The sequence below is a fragment of the Kribbella catacumbae DSM 19601 genome (assembly GCF_000372465.1).
GTDB classification, from domain to species: Bacteria; Actinomycetota; Actinomycetes; order Propionibacteriales; family Kribbellaceae; genus Kribbella; species Kribbella catacumbae.
The window spans coordinates 145,901-153,912 of record NZ_AQUZ01000017.1 but is presented as its reverse complement, the minus strand read 5'-3'; the positions used below and the strand labels follow the sequence as shown (position 1 = coordinate 153,912).

7 protein-coding genes are annotated in these 8,012 nt (G+C 67.1%); 3 read left to right on the top strand and 4 right to left on the bottom strand.

What is annotated here, in order from left to right:
- Window positions 1–509 precede the first annotated feature (509 nt).
- The 3 genes from A3ES_RS0119475 to A3ES_RS0119465 all read left to right on the top strand — a co-directional run bounded on the left by A3ES_RS0119475 (window position 510) and on the right by A3ES_RS0119465 (window position 2,888).
- Window positions 510–1,334, top strand: a complete 825-nt coding sequence (locus A3ES_RS0119475) for a DUF3097 domain-containing protein (RefSeq protein WP_026163016.1) — start codon at window positions 510–512, stop codon at window positions 1,332–1,334.
- 116 nt (window positions 1,335–1,450) lie between these two features.
- Entirely contained in the window at window positions 1,451–2,056 is a 606-nt protein-coding gene (locus A3ES_RS0119470; protein ID WP_020388518.1) for a hypothetical protein, read from the top strand.
- Window positions 2,049–2,888: a hypothetical protein gene (locus A3ES_RS0119465; protein ID WP_020388517.1), complete on the top strand. Its 840-nt coding sequence runs from the start codon at window positions 2,049–2,051 to the stop codon at window positions 2,886–2,888. Before A3ES_RS0119470 ends, A3ES_RS0119465 begins: the two co-directional genes overlap by 8 nt.
- 6 nt (window positions 2,889–2,894) lie before the next feature.
- Here A3ES_RS0119465 and A3ES_RS0119460 read toward each other — a convergent pair whose 3' ends face one another.
- The 4 genes from A3ES_RS0119460 to A3ES_RS47655 form a co-directional block, all read right to left on the bottom strand.
- Window positions 2,895–3,908 carry a LacI family DNA-binding transcriptional regulator gene (locus A3ES_RS0119460; protein ID WP_020388516.1) on the bottom strand — a complete coding sequence of 338 codons (1,014 nt, stop codon included), beginning with the start codon at window positions 3,906–3,908 and terminating at the stop codon, window positions 2,895–2,897.
- Between the two features lie 83 nt (window positions 3,909–3,991).
- Entirely contained in the window at window positions 3,992–5,314 is a 1,323-nt protein-coding gene (locus A3ES_RS47660; protein WP_020388515.1) for an ABC transporter substrate-binding protein, read from the bottom strand.
- 240 nt (window positions 5,315–5,554) lie between these two features.
- Entirely contained in the window at window positions 5,555–6,766 is a 1,212-nt protein-coding gene (gene hemW, locus A3ES_RS0119450) for a radical SAM family heme chaperone HemW (RefSeq protein WP_020388514.1), read from the bottom strand.
- A 156-nt stretch (window positions 6,767–6,922) separates the two neighbouring features.
- Complete coding sequence (locus A3ES_RS47655) at window positions 6,923–7,996, bottom strand: SAM-dependent methyltransferase (RefSeq protein WP_020388513.1); 1,074 nt, start codon at window positions 7,994–7,996, stop codon at window positions 6,923–6,925.
- Between the last annotated feature and the right edge of the window lie 16 nt (window positions 7,997–8,012).

The following is an 8,012-nucleotide window of genomic DNA, read 5'->3' as shown; positions in this document are numbered from 1 at the left end:
ACCCGGCCAAATGCACCCGATCGGCCGGGGCGATCTGACCACACCACACCTGCCCGGACTCCACCTCGAGATAGTCGAACGTGATCTGCTTCCGATGAACGTCCAATCCTCCTACGATAGACATCAGGGACCTCCTCAAGCTCCCAACGGGCACACCAGCGCCCGCAACGCAAACGGATAGATACAACCGATGATGATGCGACTGAGCTGAGGAGGTCACCTCAGCAGCCGCACCGATATCCCCAGCCCCGCCGCCAACGGGCCCATGCATGTCATCTTTGGGCACCGGGAAGTCAGCCTTTTGCCGAAGGAGCGACTGGCGGGTGCCCAAGGTCGGTTGGGGTAGGGGAAGCAGCGGGACTTTGGGTACCGCCTAGGCGTGTTTTGGGCAGGGGACTGACTACGCCGTGCTCAAGGTCGAGGTGGGTGGCTTGTCTCGAGCGAGTGGGGGACGTAGTACCGGGGTGTGGTTGACGGGGAAGGAGGGATGGAGCGCATACGGTTGGGGGGTGGCTGATCGGTATGGGAGAGATGTGCTGTCGGGGGACTGGCGGAAGCCCAAGACTGGGCGGACTGTCGATCTGGTGATCGAGAAAGGGCTGGTGGTCGAGGAGCCCAGTTCTGGGTACGTCGGGGCGGTGGTTCGGTGGGAGCACGGGGTGGTCGATCTCGAGGACCGGTTCGGGAAGATCAAGACCTATCCGCTCGGGCCGGGGTTCTGGGTGGACGGTAAGCCGGTCAATCTGGTCGCGCCGAAGAAGGCTGGGCCGGCCAAGAAGACGCATACGGCTTCGGGGTCGGTCGCGGTGTCGAACGTGCGGGCCAAGGTCGCGCGGGCCAGCCGGATCTACGTCGAAGGCCGGCATGACGCCGAGCTGGTCGAGCGGGTCTGGGGTGACGACCTGCGGATCGAGGGCGTCGTGGTCGAGTACCTCGAGGGCATCGACGACCTGCCCGCGATCGTGAACCGGTTCCAGCCCGGGCCCGGCCGGCGGCTCGGCGTACTCGTCGATCACCTGGTCGACGGCTCGAAGGAGTCGAAGATCGCGGCTCAGGTGAACAACCGGCACGTGCTCGTGGTCGGCCACCCGTTCATCGACATCTGGGAAGCCGTCAAGCCGTCGTCGCTGGGGATCGCGGCCTGGCCGAAGATCCCGCACGGTCAGGACTGGAAGAAGGGCGTGCTGCAGACGTTCGGCTGGCCGGCCACCGACCAGGCCGATGTCGCGGCCGCCTGGAAGCACATCCTCTCCAAGGTCCGCAGCTTCGCCGATCTCGAGCCGGAACTGCTCGGCCGGGTCGAGGAACTGATCGACTTCGCCACCCAGGACTGATCACAGCCGGGATTGATCACAGCCAGGACTGATCACAGCCAGGAATGATCACGGTAGGCAACGAAGTGTTGTCCTGAGCAACCAGGAAGGCCATCCTGATTTTGGGGGTGGTTGCCATGACCCTGTGGCGTCCGATCGCGGTGGCTGGTCTGCTGATGCTGCCGTTCGGCTGCGCCGGCGATACGGCCGGGGACAACCAAGGCACGATCGTGCCTCCGGACCCCACGTCTACCGCCACCCAGCCCGAGCCGATCGAGCCGACCGAGCCGCCGGTCGAGCCGACCGAGCCGGAGACGACCCAGCCGACGCAGAAGAAGCCGTCGATCGAGATCGTGTCGGCGCCGATCGGTGGCAACGCCGCGCCCACCGAAGAGGGCTACCAGTGCGCCGAGGTGAACTGGCTGGGCCGCACCCCGATCCCGGACGGTACGACGATCAAGATCGGCTCGCCGAAACTCGTTCCCGAAGGCGTTTTCACCTTCGATCAGACCGGCTGCGGCGACAAGTCACCCCGATGCACCGCGGAGATCGTCTGGCGGTCGAGCGGCTTCAATCCCTGCTATGTCGGCGTCAAGCAAGTCACCGAAGGCGACCCGGTCGAGCTGAGGATTCCGGCGTTCGCCGAGTGCGCGACCGAGGCAGACTGCCAGAAGTCCCTGGAGGGCGAGAATCCGGGGAGTCAGATCACCTTCACGCCAGCGCCAGGCTCGCCGGGTGGCTGACGAGCGGTCCCCGGCCGAACGCTGGGTGAGTTTCGCGGCCGGCATCGTCGCGCCCGTGACGCTGATCAGCGGCCTGCTGTTCTACTTCGGCTACGTCTCCGCCCGTTCGCAGTACGAGTACTTCGGGATCGATGTCGACACCATCGGCCTGAGCACCCAGGACTACGTGATGCGCAGCCCGCAACCGCTACTGGTCCCGCTGCTCGGCATCACGCTGCTGGCCGTCGCCGGACTCCTGCTGCACAACGCGATCCAGCCGAGCGCGACGAGCATCCGCCGGGCCAAGATCGTCGCGATCGCGCTGCTGCTCCTCGGTGTAGTGGGCCTGATCGGCTATCCCCTGCTCGGCGGCCTCCCGTACTACGCCCTGGTCGTCCCAGTCGTGATCGGCCTGGCCGCGGCGACCCTGGGCTACCTCTCGTACGTCGATCGCAAATCGGCCGGCCTCAAACCGCAGTACGTGCTGCTCGGACTGCTCGCGGTCGTCACGACAACCAGTGCGTTCTGGGCAACGGCCACGACAGCGCAGTACTCCGGCCGCGGGCTGGCGAAGTCGGATGCGGAGAACCTGAAGCAGTTCCCCGTGGTCATCCTCGACACCAAGGAACGGCTGCAACTGCGGTCGCCAGGGATCGAGGAGACCTCGCTGCGGACCGGCACGGGTACCGGCCAGACCTTCAACTACCGGTACCGCGGGTTGCGGCTGCTCGTGGTCGGGCAGAACCGGTTGTTCCTCGTGCCGCAGCAGTGGAACGCGTCGAACACCACCCTGGTGGTCCCGCTGGACGGGTCGGTCCGCGTGCAGTTCCAGTTCCAGAACGATCCGCCGTAGACCGTCTCAGGCAGAGCCACGGATGATCAATTCGGTGTCATAGATCTCGGGACTGGTCAGGTCGGCACCAGCGAGCTTCGCGAGCAGTATCTCGGCCAGCCGCGCGCCGAGCTTCTCAACCGGCTGGCGCACCGTGGTCAGCTTGGGCGTGGTCGTGGTCGCCACCACGGAGTCGTCGAACCCGACCACGGCAACGTCTTCCGGCACTCGCTTCCCGAGCTGCGACAGGACGCGCAGGGTCGCCGTCGCCATCAGATCGTTGGCGACGAAGATCCCGTCGAGATCCGGGTGCTCACCGAGCAGCTGCAGCGTTGCCTGCTCGCCACCGTCAGCCGTGAAGTCGCCATAGGCAACGGCCTCGGCAATGCCAGCCTCGGCCGCCACTTCCTTGTACCCGGTCAGCCGGTCAAGGCCGGCGGTCATGTCGAGCGGCCCGGCAACGGTGCCGATCTTGCGCCGCCCGATCGACAGCAGGTACTCGATAGCGGTCCGCGCTCCGGCGACATTGTCGACGTCGACACTCGCGACCGGTACTTCGACGCCGAGCGGACGCGCGCTGAACACGATCGGCAGCGGCAACTGCGCCAGCTCCTGCAGCACGTTGTCGCGGCCGTGGTGGCTGACGATGATCGCGCCATCCACGTGACCGCCACGCAGGTAGCGCAGCAACCGCTGGTCGTCACCCTCGGCGGGCTCGATCAGCAGCACGAGCTGCGACGAGGTCGGCGCCAGGGTCCTGCTGATCCCGCGCAGGATGTCACCGAAAAAAGGGTCCGAGAACACCCTGCTGTCCGGCTCCGGTACTACGAGCGCCACCGAGTCGGTCCGGCGCGTCACCAGCGCGCGGGCGGCCCGGTTCGGCACATAGCCGAGCTCACCGATCGCGCGCTCGACCGCCGCCACCGTCTCCGGCAGCACCTTGGGCGACCCGTTCACCACCCGCGAGACCGTCGCCCGCGAAACCCCAGCCAGCGCGGCCACCTGCTCCAACGTCGGAGACCCACTGTCCTGCCCCTGCATCGACAACGGACCTCCCCCGGCTGAATCTGACCTTGACACCGTAGTACCAATCAGGCCCCGGCCGCCGGAGACACCGCCGTGCCCTAGCCTCCCTTGCGCAGGTTGGCCGTCTTGTCGGCTTCGCGCAGCGCTTGGCGCCATGCGTCGTCGGGTTGCTGCTTGCCTTCGTCGACGCGGGCCAGCGCCCTGGTGAAGACCTGGTTGATCTCACCGTCCCGAGGGCCCTTGTGCTGTTTGAGGATGACGTTCTTGGCCCGGTCGATGAAGATCTTGCCGACCGGGGCGTTGTTGAAGTACTGGTTCACCTGGCTTTTCACCTGCGGCGCGTCGTACGCGTCGACCGTGGACGGGAACGAGCCGACCTTCTTGAAGACCTTGATCTGCTGTTCCGGCGCGGTCAGCCAGGCGGCGAGCTTGGCTGCCTCGGCCGGCTGGGCCGACTGGACCGGGACCGTCAGGTACGAGCCACCCCAGTTGCCGCCACCGTCGGGGAACACTCCTGCGACGTCCCACTTGCCCTTGCCGAAGCTGCCGGCATTGTCCTGGATCACGCCGAGCAGCCAGCCCGGGCACGCCATCGTGGCGAACGCGTCGGTGCGGAAGGATTTGTTCCACGCGTCGCTCCACGCGGGCAGCTTGGCGGACAGGCCGTCCTTGGTGCCTTCGACGATCTGGTCCCAGGTCTGCTTCAGCAGCGGGTTCTCGGCGCCGAGGTAGCGATCGTTGTTCGAGTAGTAGGCCTCGATGAGCTGGTTGCGCATCGCTTCCCAGGTCAGGACCGCGGAGTCGTACCAGGCCGAGTTGGGCACCTTCTGCTTGAACTTGCGGCCGGCGGCGAAGTACGACGGCCAGTCCGGGAACAGTTTGGCGACCTCGGCGCGATCGGTCGGCAGCCCGGCCTTGGCGAACAGGTCCTTGCGGTAGCAGATCGCCTCCGGACCGATGTCGGTGCCGTAGCCGATGATCTTGCCGCTGCTGGTGGTGGCGCCGGCCACCTTCCAGTCCAGCCAGCGTTCCTTCAGGTCGTTCGCGCCGTGGTCGCGCAGGTCGACGAACTTGTCGGCCTTGGCCAGGTACTTGTAGATCCAGCTGACCTCCATCGCCTCGATGTCGGCCAGCCCGGACCCGGCGGCCAGGTTCGTCTCGAGGTTCTTGATGTGCTCGTCGACCGTCTTGGCCTTACGCGGGGTGATCTTGATGTTCGGGTGCTCGGCCTCGTACTCGGCGTACAGGTCGTCGTAGCCGAACTCGTTGAACGTCGCGATGGTCAGCCGGATGGTCGGGCCGTCCTGCTCGGATCCGGAATCCGAGGAGGACTGGGGGTCTCCGCCGCAGGCAGTCGCGAGCAGGGTGAGGCTGCAGGCGAGCGCCAGGACGGCACTGCGTTGGCGGGCACTGGGCCGCATGGGAATGCTCCCTGAACAGAGGACGGGTTGAGAGCGCTCTCGATTGTGAAAGTGGCTTGAGTTTCGAGCGTTTCAACTGAATGTGTCAAGGACCACACGGTCACTCTGAGACACGACACCTACTTGGTCAGCACAAAGCGGTCACGATTGTCACGGTCCGAACCTCGGTGGTGACAGATCGCTGCCCTTCCTGGCTGTTTCCTGAGAATCGGAGCCTGGCTTTTCCCTGAGAACCGGACGTCAGGGCAGCAAGTCGCGGACGACGGCATCGGCCAGCAAACGGCCACGCCGCGTGAGCACCAGCCGGCCGTCCCGCTCGATCAGCAGATCGTTGCTCAGCGCATCTTTCGCCGCCGCCCGGCCGGCCTCGTCGAGCACATCGAGCGGCAGCCCGGCCGCCAGCCGGACCTCGAGCAGCACGCGCTCCACCCGGCGCGTCTCGGCGTCCAGGGTCTCCCGCGCGTACGCCGGACTGGCGCCCGCGGCGAGCCTTTCGGCGTACGCGGTCGGGTGCTTCACGTTCCACCAGCGGACGCCACCGACGTGGCTGTGTGCGCCCGGGCCGATCCCCCACCAGGTGTCGCCGCGCCAGTAGAGCTCGTTGTGGCGGCAGCGGGCTTCCGCAGTACGGGCCCAGTTGGAGACTTCGTACCAGCCGAGTCCCGCTGCGGTCAGCAGGTCGTCGGCGAGCACGTACTTGTCGGCGAGGTCGTCGTCATCCGGCATCGGCAGCTCGCCGCGGCGTACCCGGCGGGCGAGCTGGGTGCCGTCCTCGACGATCAGCGCGTAGGCGCTGACGTGGTCCGGCTCGGCCGACAAGGCCGACTCGAGCGACTTGCGCCAGTCCTCGAACGACTCGCCCGGGGTGCCGTAGATCAGGTCCAGATTGACGTGCTCGAACCCGGCGGCGGTCGCCTCTTTCACCGCTTCGAGAGCGCGCCCGGGCGTGTGCACGCGATCGAGGATCTGCAGCACATGTGGCGATGCGCTCTGCATGCCGAACGAGACGCGGTTGAAGCCGGCGGCCCGAATCGCGGCCAGGTACGCCGGATCCACCGACTCGGGATTCGCCTCGGTCGTCACCTCGGCGTCCGGAGCCAGCCCGAACTCGTCGCGGACCGCGGCCAGCATCCGGCCCAGATCCTCGGCCGGCAGGAGTGTCGGCGTACCGCCACCGAAGAACACCGTGTCGACCGGCCGGTCCAAATCGCCCAGTACCTGCCGGGCCAGCCGGACCTCCGCCACCGCGGTTTCGGCGTACGACGCCTGCGAACCGCCGCCGCCGAGTTCCTTGGCGGTATAGGTGTTGAAGTCGCAGTACCCGCAGCGCGCGGCGCAGAACGGGACGTGCAGATAGAACCCGAAAGGACGCGTCGCGCCCTCGCGGACGGCGGGTTCCGGCAGCGACCCGTCCCGGGGCGCAACCTCCCCCTCGGGCAGTGTCGATGGCACCTCCCCATCGTACGGGCCACGCTGGCTCCCATCAGCCCCGGACCGCCCCCACTCACAAAGCTCCCCGAACGGCCACCTTCGTGGTCGTCCTGAGCGGCAGCATCCGCCAGCGAACGACCTTTATGAGTGCTGGCGGTCCGGCCGCCTCAGTTCGGGCTACTTTCGTAGGGCGTAGAGGTTGTTGAATGGGTTGTCGATGTCGATCTGGGTTACCGAGGAGAAGCCCGCGCGCCTGCCGTAGTCCGCGAGGACCGCAGGTGTCAGGCCCATGGTGCCAAGGCCTTCGCCGTCACGGGCCAGCGAACAGGTCATGCAGTACATCACCGAGAAGCCGTACAGCAGCGCGGCCACCGGGCCGACGTTTTCGTCGACCCTGTCGGAGCAGTTGATGTCCAGGCAGAGATAGATACCGTCGGATGCGAGGGCGTCGCGGATCGAGCGGAGCAGGTTCTGTGGGTCGACCGCGTCGTGCACCACGTCGAAGGTGGTTATGACGTCATACGCCTCGGACAGGCCGAGGCCGGCGTCACGAACCTCGAACCGGATCCGGTCGGACAGCCCAGCCTCGGCGGCCAAGGTGCGGGCCCGCTCGATGCTGGGTGAGTGCACGTCGTATCCCACCGCGGTCACCCGTGGGAACTTCTGCGCGAGCCGGATCAGCGCCCGGCCGGCGCCGCACCCGACGTCGGCCACCCGGCAGCCGCGCTCGAGCTTGTCCTGCAGGTCCTGGACGGCGGGGATCCACGCCTGGGTCAGCAGGTTCTCGTGCCAGCTCGAGGTGAAGCGGTCGACACCGATGTGCAGGTCGTCCGGGAAGTCCTCATGCGGGACGCCGCCACCGTGCCGGAACGCCTCGATGACGTCAGGCAAGCGCATCAGCGCGCCGTAGAGCTCCTGCTGCACGCCGGGCAGGAACGAGGGTCCCGGCTCGTCGACCAGCGTGGGCCGGTGCTCGAGCGGGAGCCGGAACCGGCCGTCAGCCGGGTCGTGGCCGAGGTAGCCGGCGGCGTTCATCGCGGCCAGCCACTCCCGCACGTACCGCTCCTGGGTGCCTGTCCGCCGGGCCAGCTCGGCGCTGTTGGCCGGGCCGTTGTCGGCGAGTGACCGGAACAGGCCCAGCCGGTCGCCGATGAGGCTCATCGCCAGGGTCGTCGTCGCACTCGTGTCCCCGAGTACCCGGCCGGTGAACTCGGCGGCCTTCTCCTCGTGGGTCGCAGCGGTGATGGTCATGTCAAGACTCCTTTCC